This is a genomic window from Thermostichus sp. OS-CIW-31 (genome assembly GCF_054060305.1).
This window is the reverse complement of the sequence record NZ_JBSSDA010000001.1, coordinates 56,789-73,849: the sequence shown is the minus strand read 5'-3', so window position 1 is coordinate 73,849 and position 17,061 is coordinate 56,789. Positions and strand designations below refer to the sequence as shown.

The 17,061-nt window shown below is 58.0% G+C and carries 16 protein-coding genes and 1 pseudogene; 4 read left to right on the top strand and 13 right to left on the bottom strand.

Annotated features, from left to right (window positions below):
* Positions 1–64: 64 nt before the first annotated feature.
* The gene (locus ACVWY9_RS00360) at positions 65–1,648 is read left to right on the top strand and encodes an NAD(P)H-quinone oxidoreductase subunit N (RefSeq protein ID WP_457387296.1); all 1,584 of its coding nucleotides are present in this window, start codon (positions 65–67) and stop codon (positions 1,646–1,648) included.
* Between the two features lie 11 nt (positions 1,649–1,659).
* Here ACVWY9_RS00360 and ACVWY9_RS00355 read toward each other — a convergent pair.
* From ACVWY9_RS00355 to ACVWY9_RS00295, 13 genes and pseudogenes are all read right to left on the bottom strand, one after another.
* Positions 1,660–2,368, bottom strand: a pseudogene (locus tag ACVWY9_RS00355) (alanyl-tRNA editing protein).
* Between the two features lie 60 nt (positions 2,369–2,428).
* A complete protein-coding gene (phnE, locus tag ACVWY9_RS00350) occupies positions 2,429–3,241 on the bottom strand; it encodes a phosphonate ABC transporter, permease protein PhnE (RefSeq protein ID WP_457387132.1) in 813 nt (270 codons plus the stop codon).
* The gene (gene phnE, locus ACVWY9_RS00345; RefSeq protein ID WP_457387130.1) at positions 3,241–4,050 is read right to left on the bottom strand and encodes a phosphonate ABC transporter, permease protein PhnE; all 810 of its coding nucleotides are present in this window, start codon (positions 4,048–4,050) and stop codon (positions 3,241–3,243) included. Before phnE (ACVWY9_RS00345) ends, phnE (ACVWY9_RS00350) begins: the two co-directional genes overlap by 1 nt.
* 14 nt (positions 4,051–4,064) lie before the next feature.
* Entirely contained in the window at positions 4,065–4,919 is an 855-nt protein-coding gene (gene phnC, locus ACVWY9_RS00340; RefSeq protein WP_457387128.1) for a phosphonate ABC transporter ATP-binding protein, read from the bottom strand.
* Between the two features lie 141 nt (positions 4,920–5,060).
* Positions 5,061–6,038: a phosphate/phosphite/phosphonate ABC transporter substrate-binding protein gene (gene phnD, locus ACVWY9_RS00335; RefSeq protein WP_457387127.1), complete on the bottom strand. Its 978-nt coding sequence runs from the start codon at positions 6,036–6,038 to the stop codon at positions 5,061–5,063.
* A 349-nt stretch (positions 6,039–6,387) separates the two neighbouring features.
* Positions 6,388–7,344: a phosphate/phosphite/phosphonate ABC transporter substrate-binding protein gene (gene phnD, locus ACVWY9_RS00330; RefSeq protein ID WP_049749639.1), complete on the bottom strand. Its 957-nt coding sequence runs from the start codon at positions 7,342–7,344 to the stop codon at positions 6,388–6,390.
* A gap of 257 nt (positions 7,345–7,601) precedes the next feature.
* Entirely contained in the window at positions 7,602–8,834 is a 1,233-nt protein-coding gene (locus ACVWY9_RS00325) for an ABC transporter substrate-binding protein (RefSeq protein ID WP_457387125.1), read from the bottom strand.
* 211 nt (positions 8,835–9,045) lie between these two features.
* Positions 9,046–9,615: a photosystem I assembly protein Ycf4 gene (locus ACVWY9_RS00320; protein WP_011433078.1), complete on the bottom strand. Its 570-nt coding sequence runs from the start codon at positions 9,613–9,615 to the stop codon at positions 9,046–9,048.
* 302 nt (positions 9,616–9,917) lie between these two features.
* A complete protein-coding gene (locus ACVWY9_RS00315) occupies positions 9,918–10,991 on the bottom strand; it encodes an S-layer homology domain-containing protein (RefSeq protein ID WP_457387123.1) in 1,074 nt (357 codons plus the stop codon).
* Between the two features lie 35 nt (positions 10,992–11,026).
* Positions 11,027–11,341, bottom strand: a complete 315-nt coding sequence (locus tag ACVWY9_RS00310; protein ID WP_414357902.1) for a DUF3181 family protein — start codon at positions 11,339–11,341, stop codon at positions 11,027–11,029.
* A gap of 63 nt (positions 11,342–11,404) precedes the next feature.
* Complete coding sequence (locus ACVWY9_RS00305; RefSeq protein ID WP_457387121.1) at positions 11,405–12,034, bottom strand: hypothetical protein; 630 nt, start codon at positions 12,032–12,034, stop codon at positions 11,405–11,407.
* A gap of 35 nt (positions 12,035–12,069) precedes the next feature.
* Positions 12,070–12,660 carry an anti-sigma factor family protein gene (locus ACVWY9_RS00300; RefSeq protein ID WP_457387120.1) on the bottom strand — a complete coding sequence of 197 codons (591 nt, stop codon included), beginning with the start codon at positions 12,658–12,660 and terminating at the stop codon, positions 12,070–12,072.
* Positions 12,657–13,319 (bottom strand): sigma-70 family RNA polymerase sigma factor, encoded by a 663-nt coding sequence (locus tag ACVWY9_RS00295; protein WP_414343224.1) that lies wholly within the window; start codon positions 13,317–13,319, stop codon positions 12,657–12,659. The genes ACVWY9_RS00300 and ACVWY9_RS00295 overlap by 4 nt, the downstream gene beginning before the upstream one ends.
* 251 nt (positions 13,320–13,570) lie before the next feature.
* Between ACVWY9_RS00295 and ACVWY9_RS00290 the strand changes: the two genes are divergently transcribed.
* The 3 genes from ACVWY9_RS00290 to ACVWY9_RS00280 all read left to right on the top strand — a co-directional run bounded on the left by ACVWY9_RS00290 (position 13,571) and on the right by ACVWY9_RS00280 (position 16,993).
* Positions 13,571–14,299: a Crp/Fnr family transcriptional regulator gene (locus ACVWY9_RS00290; RefSeq protein WP_457387118.1), complete on the top strand. Its 729-nt coding sequence runs from the start codon at positions 13,571–13,573 to the stop codon at positions 14,297–14,299.
* Between the two features lie 19 nt (positions 14,300–14,318).
* A complete protein-coding gene (locus ACVWY9_RS00285) occupies positions 14,319–14,813 on the top strand; it encodes a DUF427 domain-containing protein (protein WP_011433071.1) in 495 nt (164 codons plus the stop codon).
* Between the two features lie 128 nt (positions 14,814–14,941).
* Positions 14,942–16,993, top strand: a complete 2,052-nt coding sequence (locus ACVWY9_RS00280) for an SH3 domain-containing protein (protein ID WP_457387116.1) — start codon at positions 14,942–14,944, stop codon at positions 16,991–16,993.
* The last annotated feature ends 68 nt before the right edge of the window (positions 16,994–17,061 follow it).

The window sequence follows — 17,061 nt, the reverse complement described above, 5'->3', positions numbered from 1 at the left end:
GAGAGACCGGAAATCGCGGTATGCTGGCTGTGGATCCCCTTCATCTGTCTTCATGTCTTCCCCTATGGATGTCTTTGCCCCAACCGGAAACCTGTATGCCGGTGCCATTTGGCCAGAAGTGGTGGTTACCCTCACCCTCTTGCTCGTCTTGGTGGTGGATTTGGTCGGTGGTTCGGCGGCGCGCAAAAGTCTTCCGGCCCTCTCCATCTTTGGCTTGATCGGGGCCTTGGTGACCTTGGTGTTGCAATGGCAGCAGCCCCAGTTGGAGAGCTTCTTGGGCAGCTTTGCAGCGGATCCCGTCAGCATTCTCTTCCGTGGCCTGGTGGTGGGGACGGCGGTACTGACGGTGATGATGGCGGAGCGCTACATCTCTCAGTCCGGAGCGCCCACAGGCGAGTTTTATGTGTTGCTGCTCACGGCCACCTTGGGGGGCATGTTCCTCTCCGGGGCGACGGACTTGATCCTAGTGTTTGTATCTCTGGAAACCCTGGGCATTGCCAGCTACCTGATGGCCGGCTATACCAAGCGGGATCCCCGTTCTTCGGAGGCAGCCCTGAAATATCTCTTGATCGGGGCCAGCAGCACAGCCATTTTTCTCTACGGCATGTCGCTGCTCTACGGCCTTTCGGGTGGGCAAACGAAGCTGGAAGCCATTGCCTCCTCTATGGGGGATGCCGGCTTGGCAGGGATCATCGCTTTGGTGCTCTGCATTGGTGGTATCGGGTTTAAGTTGGCGGCAGTGCCCTTTCACCAGTGGACTCCTGATGTCTACGAGGGATCCCCAACGCCGGTGGTGGCCTTTTTGTCAGTGGGATCCAAAGCAGCAGGCTTTGCCTTGGCGGTGCGCTTTCTGGCCACCGTGTTTCCGGCCATGACGGAAGAGTGGCGGGCGGTGCTCTCGGTGCTGGCCATTTTGACCATGGTGCTGGGCAATGTGGTGGCCATTGCCCAAACCCGCCTCAAACGGCTGCTGGCCTATTCTTCCATTGGACAGGCGGGCTTCGTTTTGATTGGCTTGGTGGCGGGCACTGAGGCCGGCTATGCCAGCTTGATCTTCTACTTGATGGTCTATTTGGTCATGAACTTGGGGGCCTTTTTGTGCATCACCCTGTTCAGCCTGAAGACCGGCACCGACGAAATCAACGAGTACAGCGGCCTCTACCAGAAGGATCCCTTCCTCACCCTGTGCTTGAGCATTTGTCTGCTCTCGTTGGGTGGATTGCCCCCTCTGGCGGGCTTCTTCGGCAAGCTGTATCTGTTCTGGGCCGGTTGGCAGGCGGGGGCCTATACCTTGGTGTTGGTGGGGTTGGTCACCAGCGTCATCTCCATCTACTACTACGTGCGGGTGGTGAAAACCATGGTGGTGAAAGAGCCGCAGGAGATGTCGCTTTCGGTGCGGAATTACCCCGAGACCAACTGGCAGGCAGAAGGTATGCCTGCTCTGCGGGTCGGTATGGTGTTGACTCTGGTGGCCACCATCTTTGCCGGGATTCTCTCCAACCCCTTGTTTACCTTGTCCATCCAGGCGGTGGAGCAAAGCCCGTTCTTAGGGTTCCCGACAGCACAAGCGCCCATTCCAGAGTCGGCGAGTCTTCAGGTGGCAGTCGATGGATCTTTGGGTTCATTGACTCAGCCCAGCCAAGGGTAGTCTGTAGTTTTTCAGGGATCCACCAAGCTGACCACAATGCGTCGGTTTTGCTTGCCTTTGCTTTCGATCTTGCTCACCACCAACTTGCCAATTTCTTCTGTCGCCCGTACATGAGTGCCGCCGCAGGGTTGCAAGTCCACATTCTCAATTTCCAGCAAGCGCACTTGCCCCTGTCCGGTGGGGGGCTTGACCGACATGGTGCGCACCAGGCTGGGATTGGCTTTTAGTTCTTCATCGCTAACCCAGCGGGGGTTCACGGCGTGGTTACCTTGTACCAAAGCATTGAGACGCACCCGTCAGGGTTTCTTTGTCGGGTTTTTCTCCAGGGATGTTAAAGTCCAATCGGCTTTTGCTTTCACCCACCTGACCCCCCGTAACGCCACCTTCTACCACTGCACAGAGCAGGTGTAGAGCCGTATGCATGCGCATGTGCCGATAGCGACGTTCCCAGTCGATGCTGGCGCTGACTGACTCCCCCAGACTGAGGGGTGGGGATCCCTCTGCCGGGATGTGGAGGATGCCCGTTTCCCCCTTTTGGGTATCGACAATCGGGATGACACGACCGTCCGATGTAATCAGGGATCCCGTATCGCCGGGTTGTCCACCGCCGGTGGGATAGAATACCGTCCGATCCAACTGGATCCCGTTATCCACAAGGGCAATTACCCGAGCCTGGCAGGTGGTGAGATAGGCCTCCGCCCGAAACAGTTCTTCCGTCATGAGTCATACAGTTGTGCTGTTGCAAACTGCCCTTCACCGTAGCCTATCCGGATCCCTGGGCTAAGTCAGGGCTTGCCGGGCCTTGGCGGAGATCCACTCGCTGATGAACACAGAAACGAAGATCACAAGCAGGATCATGCTCACCTGATTCCAGCGCAGGGTGTTGATGGAAGCATCTAGCTGTAGGCCAATTCCACCGGCACCGACCAATCCAACCACCGTAGACTCTCGCAAATTGATATCCCAACGGTAAACTGTTACCCCGAGGATGTTGGTGATCACCTGCGGCCAAATGGCATAGCTCAGTACCTGGGCACCGCTAGCCCCCGTGGAACGGATCGCTTCTACTGGTTCTTCGTTAATCTCTTCGATGCCTTCATAGATCAGCTTGCCCATAAATCCGACAGAGCGTAGGGCAATGGCTAAGGTTCCGGCCAAGACCCCTGGCCCAAGAACAATCACCAGGATCAAAGCCCAAATCAGGGAGTTAACCGAACGGGTGCCGACGATGATGAACAGGGCGATGTAGCGCACCAGCAAATTGGGAGTGGTGTTGCGGGCTGCCAAAAAGGCCACCGGCACCGAAATCACAAAGGAAAGGGCCGTACCCAATGTGGCAATGGTGAGGGTATCCCAAAGGGGGCGCCAAAGCTGTGACATGTAGTCCCAACGGGGCGGTACCCCCCGCGAGAGCATTTCTCTTCCCTGGCGCGGTGCATCCAGCACAAAGCCCCAGGTGGTACGGTCTGCAATGAACTTAGCGCAGGCAAACATCAGTAACAGCAGAGCCAACCAGAAGGCATACTCAAGCAAAGTTTGCTTTTGATTGCGCCACTGCCAGGTCTTGATCCCACTGCTTTCCAGAACAGGCATTATTGCACCCTCTTGCGAATCCAACCAGAACTCAATTCCACCACCATCACCAGAGCGATAATCACAAGGATGATGGCAGAGGCCGTGTCATAGTCGTAGCGACGTAAGGAGGTGTTCAGGGTAGAGCCAATCCCACCGGCACCGACAATCCCCAGAATGGCCGCCTCCCGAATGTTGATGTCGAAACGATACAGAGTCAAGCCGATCATGCGGGGCAACACCTGCGGCACCACCGCGTAGCTGACCATTTGGAGCCAAGAAGCCCCCGTGGAGCGAATCGCCTCCACCTGTACTGCATCAATTTCTTCGATGTCTTCTGCCAAAAGCTTGCTGAAAAAACCCAAACTCCCAAAGGTGAGGGTGAGCACTCCAGCAAAAGGCCCAAAGCCAAACATGACCACAAACAAAATGGCGATGATCACCTCTTGGAAGGTGCGCGACAGGGCAATCAGGCCACGACAAACCAGGTAGACCGGCATTGGCACCAAGTTGCGTGCGGCCCCAAACCCCACCGGAACCGCGACAATAAATCCTGCCACGGTGGAAATGGCGGCCATGGTCACACTTTCCAGCATCCCGGTGAAAATCAAGTTGCCGCGGGTGGTGAAATCGGGATGCAAAAAGGCCAACAAGAGACGGCCACTACGCTGCATACCGCGGGCTACCCGGGCTGGATCGAAATTGAGAGTAGAAAGCGCAAAGATCAGGTAAATGACCGCCCCAAGAATCAGTCCCCAGCGAACCCAAGGATTTTTAATCAAAGGTGGTGGCGACCATTGGCGCCCGCTCAGTGTCGTTGCCTGTGCCATGGGTGTGCTCCGCACTACTGACTTCTATTGACTTCTACTGACTTCTGCAAGGGATCCCTTAGTGGGTGGCTACTCCAGCCGAGACGGCTTCGTTTTTCTTCGGAGTCTTGGGCTGGGCCAGAAGCATTCCAATCTTCTTCGCCGTAGATTTCGTTTAAGACGCTGGGGGTGAGGCGATTGGGGGGGCCATCATACACCACTTCCCCAAACCGCAAACCGACGATCCGCTGGGCAAACATTTGCGCTAGAGGCACATCGTGAATGCTGATGATCACCGATAGGCCCCGCTCTGAAGCCAGCTCGTTGATCAGGCGCATAATTTGGCGGGAGGTTTTCGGGTCCAAACTGGCGGTCGGTTCATCCACCAATAGCAGCTCTGGGTTTTGCAGGAGAGCCCGGGCGATTCCCACCCGTTGCCGTTGCCCCCCAGACAAAGCATCTGCCCGCTTATCAGGAAAGTCCGACAATCCCACTCGATCCAGTAAGCGGAAGGCTTCGTCGATGGTGGCTTGGGGAAACTTGCGGAACCAGCTTTGCCAAAAATTGACGTAGCCCAACTGACCCGCAAGAACATTTTCCATCACGGTCAGGCGCTCCACGAGGGCATATTCCTGAAAGATCATGCCGATTTTGCGTCGTGCTTGCCGCAACTCCCGGGTGTTCAAGCGAGTGAGGTCGATTCCATTGAGCCAAATGCTGCCACTGGTCGGCTCCACCAAGCGGTTGATGCAACGGAGCAGCGTACTTTTCCCAGCACCCGAAGGACCAATCAAGGCCATCACCTGCCCATCGGGAACTTCTAAGGTCACCCCTTTCAGGGCCATATCGCCTGTGGGGTAACGTTTGCTGAGGGAGTCGATACGTAGCATCTTGATAACCTACTTGAAGTGGACATTTGCAATTGCGGGCCTTCTAGAACCAGATGTTTGCAATCTTGAGAGAATTTTGAAATCAGAAGGGATCCCCTATGGCTTGCCCTGAACAAGGGATCCCGATTCTGTTCAGCCCACCTATTGGGGAGGGGCATTTTCTTGAATCAGCCGGATCACTTCCCAATCTTCCTTGTAGGTGATGGGAGCAAAGGAAGCTCGGTCAAAGGCTTCTGCCAACTTAGTGCCTGCAAAGTCAAAGGTATAGAAGGCCTCGCGGATTTTCTCCTGCAGCTGTGGATCCAAATTGTGAGCATAGCCAAATGGGCCGCTGGGGAAAGTAGCCGATTTGTAGAGGGTACGAAACTGATCGCACTGCACTTGTCCGGCGATGCACATGCGGTTGAGCACATCGTTGGCAATGGGGGCCGCATCGTAGTCTCCGTTGAACACACCCAAAATGGAGTTTTCGTGCCCCCCAGAGAAAGTGGCTTCGTAGTCCACACCGTCCTTAAAGCCAGTTTCCGCCTCGATCAAAATACGGGCGCTGATGTAGCCGGAATTGGAGGAGGGCTGGGTGAAAGCAATGCGGCGGCCTTTGATGTCTTCTAGTTTTTCCAAGCCACTATCGATGCGAGTGATCACTTCCATTTCGTAGCCAAAGCTACCATCTTCCTTGGCAAAAACGGCGAAAGGCACAAAGCCTGCTTGGTTCACAGCGCGGGGGGTACAGCCGGTGCAGGTGCCCATGATGTGTAAACGTCCGGCCCGCATTGCCTCGGTTTGGGCGGCCTCGGAATCAACTGGCACAAATTGCACATCTTTACCGGTCACTTGCTTGAGGTAGTCGGTAAATTCCTGCCAGGTTTCTGAATAAACGGCGGGATCCTCGGAAGAAGTGTAGGAGATGAGCAAAGTGTCAGGATTGACAATTTGAGCGGGATCCGTCGGAGTATCCGCCACCAGATCCCCATCGGCATCACAATAGCGCTCATCCATGCCTGCCGGACGAGGGCAAGATTGAGCTTGAGCAGATTGATAACCCACTAGCACAGCAACCAAACCAGCCAGGGCAAGGCTTTTGGATAACAGACGAGCCACAGAGCAAAACGCCAACATTGCAAAAACCCCCGAATGCAAGATGAAGCAAACCGTTATCAGCTAAAAAACACAAAAGTGGGCGAGAAGATCCAGCTAATCAAGAGACTTGATGTGAATTCATAAGCTACAGAACCCAAAGAAGATCTGCAAAACTCACGTCGCCTAACGAAACTTAATAATATAGTAGCGCTGTTTGACCCCTGTAGAGTTAAGACAGGTTTAATAGGAAGTTAAGAGTGGGTTATCACATACTTGTCGAGATGGGGTATGGACGGAACCAGCCAGTGCGATTTCTCTAGATTCAGCTCTAGATTCAGAACTATGTAAATCAGGGATCCTCTCTGGGCAGGGGATCCCTGAGGACTGCCTAAAGCGTATATTCCACGCCCTCTTCTTCCTGAATGCGACGGATGATCTCCCAGTTTTCTTGATAAGTAATCGGTGCAAAAGCTACCCGGTCAAAAGCTTGTCGCATGGCTGTGCCCTCAAACTCAAAAGTAAAGAAGGCTTCTCGGATCCTTTCTGCCAGCTCAGGGTGGAGATTGTGGGCATGGCCGAAAGAGCCGCTGGGGAAGGTCTCCGATTTGTAGAGGCTGCGGAACTGGCTACAATCCACCTGCTCGTTGAGGCACATGCGATTAAGCACATCGTTGGCAATGGGGGCGGCATCGTAGTCTTCGTTGAACACACCCAAAATGGAGTTTTGGTGGCTGCCAGAAAACTCGGCGATGTAGTCTCCTGCCTCATCATCCAAGCCTGTCTCTTGTTTGATCAAAATGCGAGCACTGATATAACCGGAGTTGGAGGAAGGATGGGTAAAAGCTACACGACGACCGGCAATATCATCGAGGGCTTGAATATCGCTATTCACATGAGTGATCACTTCCATCTCGTAGCCGATGGATCCATCTTCTTGTTGGAAAATGGCAAAGGGCACAAAGCCGGCAACATTCACGGCTACAGGAGTACAGCCTGTGCAGGTACCCATAATGTGTAGACGTCCAGCGCGCATTGCCTCGTACTGAGCAGCCTGAGAATCGGCAGGGACAAATTGCACCCGTCTACCGGTGACTTCCTCTAAGTGAGCGGTGAATTCAGCCCAGGTATTGGCATAGACAGCTGGCTCTTCTGAGGAGGTGTAAGACACCAACAGCACTTCCGGATCTACCCACTCCGAGGGATCCTCCGGCAAATCGGCAACCAGATCCCCCACCCGATCACAGTAGCGGGCATCCATTTGAGGAGGGCGGGGACAGTCTAGACGAGCCTGAGAAAGGCTGCTGCCCAACCCCAAGGTGACAGCTCCCGCCAATCCAGCTCCCATCACCAGCTTTCCCAACGGGATCCGAGTTCCAAAAGAAGATAGTGTCATCATGAATAAAAGCTCCCAACTATGGCAATCAACAAGAGCATCTGACGAACCCAGAAGAGGTAAAAATTCCTCCTCTAGGCCCTAGAAGTCTTGCCTGAAAAGCAAAAACCATCTCAAATTCATTGAGATGGTTCATTCATTTGTATTTATGTCATATTACAGTTAATAAATTTTTAAGAAGAGTCTAGGATCTCGTTAAGGTTGCTCCATTAGCGCCCGCCAATCACAGCGATGTAGTTGGTCACCCATTCGTAGTAGGGCACACAATCCATCCGGCCATCCCCACAATCGGCCACCGGCGTCTTCCAGAAGGAGATGCGCTCAAAATTGTCGATGCCATTGGTTTGGCAACCTTCCGGCCCCAGCAGCTCACTGGCCTGACAAGCGGCTGGCACCACCGGCACCGACCCAAACCAAGCCGCCAGATCCCCTTGCACCTTCGGGTTCAAGGAATGTTCCATCCACAGGTAGGCACAGTTGGGGTGTTTGGCGGTAGCGCTGAGCATGGTGGTATCAGACCAGCCGGTGGCTCCCTCTTCCGGTACCACGCTGGCGATGGGCTGTTCCTCGTACTGCAACAGGTTCACCTGGAAGGGCCAAGAGCCGGAGGCCACCACTCCTTCGTTGACAAAATCATCCACCTGCACCGCCGCATCGTGCCAGTAGCGTCCAATCAGTTGCCGCTGCTGTCGCAACAGATCTAGGGCGGCATCAAACTGTTCACGGGTTAGCTCATAGGGATCCGTGATGCCCAATTCTGGGCGGTGGGCTTTCAGGTAGAGGGCGGCATCGGCAATGTAGATGGGGCCATCGTAGGCTTGGATGCGGCCTTTGTTGGATTTGCCATCTGCCAAGGTTTTCTCTTCAAACACCACATCCCAACTGGTGGGGGGTTCCGGAAAGACTTGTGTGTTGTACATCAACACATTGGATCCCCATTGGTAGGGCACGCCGTAATGCTTGCCATCCACAGTATGCCAGGGAGCATCCTGCAGGCGCGGGTCGATGGTCTCCCAACTGGGGATCAGGCGGGGGTTAATCTGCTGCACCCGTTCCCCCTTGATCAGTCGCAGGGTGGCATCGCCGGAGGCCGTCACCAGATCAAAGCCGCCCTCATTCATCAGGGCCACCATCTCATCGGAGGTGGCTGCCACCTTAACGCTGACTTGGCAGCCGGTTTCTTTCTCAAAGCCGGTCACCCAGTCATAGGCGGGATCCGTTTCCCCCCGTTCGATGTAGCCTGCCCAAGCCACAATCGAGACCGCCCCTTCTGGACGACCCAAGCGATACAGGGGCCCACGGGCAGCATGAGCGGAATGGGGGGTCAGCAGCAACGTGAGCAAGGCCAAGCCCAATGAGAGCAGAAGAGTTAGCCAGAGGCGAAACAGAATAGACCCCAGCTTCTTGGCCTGTAGGGGAATGAAGGGGTTCAGGTTGGCCATCACAGGCTTCTCCCAGGCAACAACTGCGCTGGCATCAAGGGTAGATCATTCCTCGAAGAGATCCCGCTACATTGAAAACAATCTCGACAACTCTCTATTCGACTCCACAGTTCTGGATCCCCCTCAATGGTTTCACTGTTGCCCAAGGATGGGATTCCGTCTCGCTCAAGCGACCAGCAGGGCGGGGTCAAAGCAATGGCACCGCAGGGAATCAAATGCCCTCTAGGCTGACGTTGAGAAAGCGGGCGATCTCGGCTGCCTGGTTTTCGATCTCCGTCAGGGGAGGTGGCTGGCCTACGCCGGTGAGGGGGATGTCGCCACGTCCTTTCACCCGCAAGTAGATGGCTCGGCGGGGGTTAAGCCCCTCTCTCAGCTCCACCCGTAAGCTTTGCACATCGGCAAAGTCATACTCCAAGCGGACTTCACGGTTTTTGCCCGGAAAGCCCTGGCGCACCAGCGTTATCTTTTGCGTGCGCCGGTCGAACTCGTTGTAGCCGCCTCCCAAGTTCCAATACAAACTCAGCCACTGGTATAGCCCCGCCAGGGATCCGAGCACCCCGTAAAAGAGCATGGCAATGCCTTGGGGAATAAACACCAGGCTGGCGGGATCGGAAAAGGGGAGCAAATTGCGGTGGAGATAGCTGGAAAGGCCGGCCAAGGTAAAGCCCAGCCCTCCCCCCGTCAGCGCCACCGCCCAAAAGTACACGCTGGGCCGCCGCGACCCAATCACGGTGTAGCGCAGCAGATCGGCAGAACGGATTTCAGGAACAATGGCGGACACAGTTGGGATCCCTGCAGGTTTTCCAAGGCTGGCTTCCCCCATTCTATAGGCTATGGGCGGCAAGGGTTTTCCCCAGCAGAGGGGCGCTCAGGGGACTGGCAAGAGCTAGAGCCGCCTGGGGAATGGGGGCGGAAGTCCTCTGCGCTGTACAGCCCCTCTCCCGAAGGGAGTTAGGGATAGTTTTTATTGTTATGGCTCCTTTTGCTCCGTAAGAGCCGTAGCAGGGATCCCTGCTGGAGCTCTGAGGTGTTCCATCTGCTGATAAAACCTGGACAGTATACGCCAATGGGATCCCTCTCACCTCAGGGTTGGGTTTGGCGTGGGGTAACGATCCTGCCCTCCCCTGGGGCAACTTCCGAGGAACGGGGGCGGGCCGGCGCAGAGGGCTCATCAACGGCATTCGAGGGAGAGGCAGGGTTGGGATCCGGCTCGGGAGAAGCCGTCTGCTCCGGTTCTGCGGCAGGGGGAGAAGGCTGAGGCTCAGGGGTTGGGTCTGGCAAGGCTGGCGGCTGGGGTATGGCGTCTTGGGCCGTTCGTTCCCCAAAAGCCGACAGGGCGATGGCGGCTTCCCCGCGGCTGACCGGCTCGAAGGGGTTGAAGGTGCGGATAGGGCCAAAGGTGCGCAGCACGGTGGAGGCATTCTCTAGGCTGCGATCGGCTACCAGAGCAGGAATGGCTTCAGGAGGAATTTGCGCCGCATCGGTGAACCCCCAGCGCTCCTCCAGCTCCGCTCGGGATCCCTTGATCTGGCCGGGAGGTAAGTCCAGAGGCACCTTCATGCGGATCAACTCCGCCCGCGACAGCAGGCTGTTGGGGCGAAACTCTCGATTGGCATCTCCGGCAATTATGCCGGCAGCTCCCAGGGCTTGAATGTAGCGAAAGTTGGGATCCTCTTCCGGCACATCCAAAAAGAGGGGGCGTTCCGAGGGGGATCCCAGGCGGATTTGCCGGCTGGGCTCATCGGCGTGGATGGCGTTGTTGGCCAACACCAGCCAACGGGCAAATTCTCCGCGACGAACGCTGCGCTGCGGCTGAAATTCGCTGCTGGAGATATCGGCAAAAACTCCCAACCGATCTAGGTATCCCACCGAACGGGCCACCAGAGATCCGGGCTCCAAGTCTGTAAAGCGGCTGCTGTCCTGGCTGGGCAGAGGTGAAGAGGGGGCGGGAGCAGTGGGGATCGAGATAGAGGGTGGGATGGATCCCGGCGAAGGTTGAGGCGAGGGAGATGCCGGCAGCTCAGATTGGGCTGTGGGCGGGCCCACTGGGCGTACAGCGCGCTCTAGCTGTTCTCCCCACTCGGTTCCCTGACAGGCCGACAACAGCCAGAGCAGCGGAATAAGGCTGCCGAGCTTGAGCCAGGGGCCAGGCCGCATAGGTTTAGACTGATGATGCACCGCTCCACCTTTCTCTATTGAGCCCATTTGCGGCTAAACTCCTCCAGCACATCCAGCAGGTTAAGCAGGCTTTGCATCGGCAGGAGATCGGCCAGGGGCAATTCTTTGCGCCCACCCCCCACTTTCACCGGGATCCCTTGCAAGATCTCTGTGACGGCGTCCTCATCCACCTTGCCTGCCATCACCTGGGGTGCCAGTCGCTCCGCCAAAAGGGTATGCAGGTGGGCATCGCGCAGGTAAAGATGCCAGCGGGCCACATCGATGTAAACTTCTTTACCAATGGCAGCGGCCAATTGCTCAATTTCTGGGTTGCTGGGCACTTTGGCCATCCCTCAGCTCCGTTGGTGGTTGCGTCTGCCCTTGCTCAATCATAGCCTGAACCCAAGGGATCCTCAGGGAGAGCTGGCAGCCGAGCGGTCGGGTAGAGGTAGGGCGAAGTTCTCTTGCAGCTGCCGCAGCATCAACAGGTGTTCCAGAGCTAGGCGATCCCGTTCTGTCCGCAACTGGCTCAGTTGGGCCTGAATTTGGCGGATATCGGCCTCGTCGGAGTCCCAGGTTTGCAAGAGGCGGTAGAGGCGCTCTTGTTGGTCGGCAATTTGCCGGTTTAGGCGGGCTAGACGGCGGCTGAACTCCACATCCATTTCCTCTGCCAGCTCGGGATCCGGCAGCAGGGCCAAGCGATCCCAATGGATGCCCAGGTCGGCCAAGCTTGGCGGGGGCGGATCCAACTCCTTGAGGAGGGGGAAATCCGGAAAGGGCGATAGCTCCGTCTTGGGAGGGGCCGATTGGTTTTGATCGGGGGCAGGGGTGAGACGGGATCCGGGTGAAGGCAGGTTTGTGGGCTGGGGGGCAGGCTCCTGTCCACTGGGAGAGGAGTGCAACTGCTTCGGACTCCGTCCCGCTGGCGCGGACGGCGTTGCCAGATGGCTACCGCTGGGATCTGCCTGGGCCGACAGGGATCCCAGACTGCATAGCCAAAGGCAGACTCCTAGCCCACAAGCCCAGCGAACTGCTTTTTCCACCCTGCACTCCTCAGTCTTTCTCAAGCCTGCTCAGGTCATTCCCAGCCCACCTCGGCCCTGGTCGCGTTGGCGGGGCGAGATCCACGGTTGGGGATTGTCTCAAACAAAATCGAGTAGGCATCTTGCTTTTGCCCCGGCTCGAAAAGATAGCGTTGGGCAACACGAGCAGAGGCAGGCACGATGGCCACGCGCACCGGCGGATCTTCCAGCGATACCAAAGGCTGGGGATGAGACCAACGCCATCCCACCCAGCCCGCCCCTGCCAAGGCCACTACAGCCGCTGCCACCCGTCCCCAAGGGGTGCCCTTACGTTGCCGCCAGCCCAGGTCGAGCACCGGCCTCCGATCCAGCTCAGCGAACACACGGCTGATCAACAGCTCCGTCTGGGTGGAGTTCAAGGTTGGGGCCTTGAGATTGGCCAAACCGGCCTGCAGAGCTGCCAGTTGGCTGTACAGTTGCCGCGCCTGAGGATCGCTGGCCAGCCAATCTTCCACCTGCCGCGCTTCCTGGGACGACAATTCCCCGTCCAAGTAGGCGCTCAACTGTTCAAAGCGCTCATCCACCACCGGCAGCTCTTGCTGGGGATCCCTGGGGTCGGGGTTGGGGTTGCCGCGAACCATGGTCATTCACCATTAAGGTAGGGTTTTAGGGTGGATTGTAGGCGAGCGCGGGCGCGCGCAATGCGAGACTTAACAGTGCCCAAAGACACCCCTGTGATCTCGGCAATTTCCTCATAAGCCATCCCCTGAATTTCCCGCAGCAGGATTGTCTGGCGAAAGGCCTGCGGCAGGTCGCGGACGGCTTGGTGCAATCGCTCGTAGAACTCGCAGGTGGCGAGGTGCTCATGGGGACTGGGGCTCTCGCTGGGCAGCTCCCATTCCATCTCGCTATCCCGCATCTGAATCGGCGCATCCAGAGAAAGGGGCTGCTGCTGTCGTTTGCGCTTGCGCAGCTCGTCGTAAAACAGGTTGGTGGCGATCCGCCCCAGCCAGCTGCGAAATTTTGCCGGCTCCTGTAGGCGTTTCAGGTGGCGGTAGGCCCGGATCCAAACTTCCTGGGCCAAGTCATGCCGGTCCTGCCAGTCCGGGGCAAGATGATAGAGCACCTTGTCCACATGGGCCTGATGGCGACGCATCAACTCGGCAAAAGCCTCCCGATGGGGCTGGGATCCCTGCTGACAGATCAGCACCAGATCCACATCAGCGAGCTTTTCGGGCCGCACAGGCACGTTCTTCACCAAGACCGACCAGCGCTGGCCACTGATGTCGCTGAGGGCAGCATCCATAGGCATCCATAAGTTCTAACAACAACAGCGGAGGGATCCCCTCCCAGACAGAACCTCTGTTGCCCAGACGAAATGGCAGAGTTTGGGTTCCCCCCACCCTCAACCGCAGGGTAGCTCTAGAGGCTCTGAGGGCCATACCGGCAAGACTCCACAGCAAGACCACCTCCTCACTAGATCTTGGCGCACATGGCGGGGTGGTGGATTGCAGGATAGCTCTTGAGTTGATAACTGGGCTACAGTGGGCTTGCGGTATGGTAAAACCCCGACCCGGCATGACTTCCGATGCTCCTGTTGCCGTCCTCTCCGAGCTCAAGGCGGTGCCCATGTTGGCCGAACTTTCGGCGACGTCCTTGCAATGGTTGGGATCCCAGGTCAAGCTGCGGGATATCCCGGCGGGACAGGCCCTCTTCATGCAAGATGCCTGGGGCAGCGTAGTTTATCTGATCCTCGCCGGCTGGGCTAAGGTGCGGCGGGCTTTGCGGGCGCAAGACAGCACCAAAACCCTTGCCTTGCTGGGGCCGGGCGCTTGGGTGGGGGAAATGGCGGTACTGGACGAAGCTCCCCGCTCGCGAGATGTGCTGGCCCTAACCCCGCTGCGGGTGGCCGGGATCCCGGCGGCAACCTTCAAAGCACTGATGCTGCAGGAGCCGCAACTGTGTTACCAGCTGGCCTGCAGCCTCTCCCGTCGCCTGCGCCTGGCCAACTTGCAGGCGGATCTTGACCAGCAGAGCCCCCCGCTGCGAGTGGTGCATACGCTGGTGCAACTGGCGGAAGCTTTTGGCGAGAAGACCCCCCAGGGGATGCGCATTGTCTACCCTCCCCCCCAGGATTTGGCCGATATCAGCCAAGTTAGCCGGGAGACAGCCCTGGCGGTACTGAGCCGTCTGCAGCAGCAGGGGGTTATTCAGCCGCTGCCGGAGCAACAGTCTTTGCTGCTGATCCAGTACGCCAAACTGCTGGAGGCCACCCGTCTGCTTTAGATATTGAAGATATTGACCCATGTCTCCCCAACCGATTTCTCCCCATCCAGGACAAGAATCTGTCTGGGACTATCCGCGCCCACCTCGTCTGGAGCCCACCACAGAACTGGTGGAAGTTCTCTTCAATGGCGAGCTCATTGCCCAAAGCCGCCGTTGCTACCGCGTCCTGGAAACCAGCCACCCGCCCACCTACTACATTCCCCCCACCGACGTTCGACTGCAGTATCTCCGCCCCAGCTCTCGCACCTCTTTCTGTGAGTTCAAAGGGGCTGCCTGCTACTGGACAGTTCAGGTCGGATCCCAAACAGCCGTAGATGCCGCCTGGAGCTATCCGGATCCCAGCCCGGCGTTTTTGCCCATCCGCGACTACCTTGCCTTTTATCCAGGCCGTGTGCAGGAGTGCCGGGTAGGTGGAGAACGAGTCCGGCCTCAACCCGGAGATTTCTACGGCGGTTGGATCACCTCAAAGGTCGTAGGCCCTTTCAAAGGAGAGCCGGGTAGCTGGAACTGGTAGGGGCGGAGCAGCGATTCCCGAGGGGGGATCCCTTTTACCCACGAAAAGGACTACAGTTAAGTCGATGCGGGTAAGTTGTCCAAGGACTCCGTCCCGCTGGCACGAACAGGAGAGCGCGGACAAAAACCATGACGGTGCGGGTGCCCCTCGACTATTATCGGGTTTTGATGCTGTCGGCACGGGCAGATGAGCATCAGATTGAACAGGCATACCGGGAGCGGATCGATCTCAAGCCGGGCGAGCGCTCCTGGCTGTCGGGGTTCTCGCCACAGGCTGTGGAAGCTCGCGCCCAGATGATCCAAGAGGCGGCTTCTGTGCTGCTGAACCCTGAGGCACGACGAAACTACGACGAACACCTCATGCCAACGGATCCCACCTTGACGGTGGAGGAGGCGCACCTACCGGGAGTGCTGTGCTTGTATTGCGAAGCCGGAGAGTACCAGGCTGCGTTGGACTTGGCTCAACACCTGTTGGAGCAGGGCCACCCTGCTCGTTCCGATGCCATTTTGGCGCGGGCCATCGCTCGTCTGGAACTGGGTCGAGAAGCCTGGCAACAGGGATCCTATGAAGAGGCGGCGCGTTCCCTACAGGCGGGCTTGGCGGAGCTGGAGGAGTATCAGGCCTTTCCGCAGATGCAAGCGGAGATCCGTATCGATTTGGGCAAGCTGCGTCCCTATCGCATTTTGCAACTCCTCAGCCAAAGTGCTCCCGCCCAAGCTGGAAGACACACCGCTGATGGGAACGGGGAGCGACAGCAGGGACTGGCTCTCCTCAAAGCCATGCTGGACGAACGGGGCGGCATCGAGGGGATGGGGCAAGATGGCTCTGGCCTCAGCACCGAAGATTTCCTGCGCTTTATCCAACGGGTACGTCGCCACCTCACCCTCAAAGAACAGCAGGAGTTGTTCGAGCGGGAGGCTGAGCGTCCCTCGATGGTGGCCGCCTACTTGGCCGTGCAGGTGTTGCTGGCGGCAGGTTATCTGGAAAACCGCCCGGCTCTGGTGCGGCGTGCTCGCGGCTACCTGGCTCGTCTGGCGCAGCGGCAGGATGTGCATCTGGAGCAGGCCATCTGTAGTCTGTTGCTGGGGCAGACCGAAGACGCGCTCGCCCATCTGCGCTCCACCCAAGAAGTAGAGGCCTTGCAGTTTATCGAAGAACACTCCGCCGGTTCTCCCGACCATCTGCCGGGTCTGTGCCGCTTCACAGAAAAATGGTTTCAGGAGGAGGTGTTCCCGGAGTTCCGCGGTCTGGAAGCCGCCCAAGTGACGTTGCAAGCCTACTTCGACAACCCCCAAGTACAAGCTTACCTGGACGAAATGCCCAGCCGCGAAGACCCGCCGGCAGGGATGCTTTCTCCCAGTGCTCCGCACCGCTGTCGCGAACAAGCCCCCCATCCCCCACCTCATTTGCCTGCCGTGGTGGGTCCTGAGCCAACCCAGGAATTGTATCGCCCACCCGCCCCTTGGCAACAGGGGGTGCGAGAACCCCCGCGCCTCTCGGATTTGCCCTCTTACCGCAGCACCCCCAAGGCGGGCGTCTCTGCTCTTGCGGATGAGAGTTCTAGTGCTCCGCACCGCTGTCGCGAACGCGCCCAAGACCGTTCCCTTCAGCGGGAGGGAGCTGGCGTGAGCGGAATGCAGGAAGTGGAACGTTACCGCCGCAGCCGCTTGGGATCCCGTAAGCGTCCTGCCCTTCCCGCCGTGGGCTTCGCACCGCTGGCGCGAATGGCCGGGGTGGTCGGTGTGGGCATCCTCTCCCTATTGGTCATCTGGCAAATGTTGCGGGGCCTGTTCACGCCGCCGCCGGCACCACCGCTGGAGCAACCCCAGGTGCAAATTGAGCAGCCGCCGGTTGACATATCGCTACGCGACGCTTTCGCGAACAACAATCCCGGCCAGACGGAACTCACTCCCCCGCCTGAGCTAACTGGCCCTCTGGCGGAGTGGCAAGGAGTACAACAGGTGCGGGTGATCTCCAACGATGGCCTCAACATTCGCCAGCAACCCAGCCTGACGGGAGCCATTGTCGGGACAGCCCCACGCCAAGCCCTGCTGCGGGTGGTGGAGGTGCAGGCTGGGGAGGGACAGGTGCCCGTCTGGCTGCGCATTGAGCGAGATGGCGCGCCCGGGGGATGGGTCGCCGCCCAGTCGGGCTCCACCCGTCTGGTGGAACGGCTCTAGCTCTCCCTTGCTGCCAGCTGTTATTGCTCCGCAACGCTGCTGCGACCGCGCTACGGGGACGGAGTTCT